Annotated in this window: 1 protein-coding gene; it reads left to right on the plus strand. The window is 40.2% G+C overall.

Annotated features, from left to right (window positions below; all coding sequences use genetic code 11):
- The first annotated feature begins 79 nt into the window (after positions 1 to 79).
- Positions 80 to 1,134, plus strand: a protein-coding gene (locus tag ACM0OY_RS40375; RefSeq protein ID WP_414574295.1) for an IS630 family transposase whose coding sequence is annotated in 2 segments (ribosomal slippage) — positions 80 to 472 and positions 475 to 1,134 — 1,053 coding nt in all. Because the reading frame shifts where the segments join, the coding sequence is not laid out codon by codon here.
- Positions 1,135 to 1,176: the final 42 nt, after the last annotated feature.

Here is a 1,176-nt window from a genome sequence, read left to right on the forward strand (position 1 = left end):
TAAGTAAGTCGGCGCGAAAAAACTAAACTATGTAAAGATAAGTAAATACTGAGAATGCATCTACCGAGGTGACGAAGATATGGGAGCTCGTTTAAGGGTGTTTTTGACTGGCAATCAAGATAAAACTCTATTAAACCTAAGAACTGCCGATGCACCACAGAAAGTCAAAGACCGAGCAGAGATCATCAGATTAAATGCACATGGCTGGTATGTGGAAAAAATAGCCGCCCATTTTAACTTGACTCCACAAACAGTGAGAGAAGTTTTACATAAATGGGAAAAGCTTGGTATACAAGGGCTTTGGGAAAAACCGGGTCGAGGGGGAAAACCGAAGTGCAAGGAATCAGACATAGTTTTTTTGTCAGAATGCCTGAAAAAGGAACCACGCACATACAACAGTCTTCAATTAGCTCAAAAATTAGAGAGCGATCGCCAAATTAAACTGAGTCCCGACAGGTTAAGACGGGTACTCAAAAAAAGGGGATCATTTGGAAAAGAACAAGGAAAAGCCATAAAGGAAAACAAGACCCGGTAATACGGCAAAATAAGCAATCAGACTTAGATATGCTGGAATTAGCTGCTGCTGCTGGAGAAATAGACCTGAAGTATTTAGATGAATCAGGTTTTTGTGCATGGAGCGAACCTGGTTACACCTATTACTTCCGAGGTGAGCAAAAAAGACTAGAACAAAGTAAACGTCGTGGTCGTAGATTAAGTATTATTGGATTTCTTCAACCAATAATAAGCTTTGTTTACGGTTTGGTTATTGGTGGTGTTGACAGAAAATCTTATATCCAGATGATGGAGCAAGAAGCAGCTGATGTCCAAAAGACAGGGCGCATCAGAGTAATAGTGCAGGACAACGGGCCGATACATCGATGTCTTCAGGTGCAGCAGTTATGGTCAAAGTGGGAACAGATGGGTTTGTACATCTTCTTTTTGCCCAAATATTGCTCCGAAATGAATCCGATTGAATTGGAATGGCAACACCTAAAAAAGGATGAACTAGCAGGGAAAATGTTTAACGACGAGTTAGAACTTGCCTATGCCGTAATTGATGGTGTTCAAGCCAGAGGAGAAAAAGGAAACTATAGTATACAACGTATTAAATTTAACTCCAATCTCTACGGTTAACTTTTCGTTACATAGTTATAAATTTCCCCGCCGACTTACTTA

The sequence above is a fragment of the Nostoc sp. CCY 9925 genome (assembly GCF_963920935.1).
Taxonomy (GTDB): Bacteria; Cyanobacteriota; Cyanobacteriia; order Cyanobacteriales; family Nostocaceae; genus Nostoc.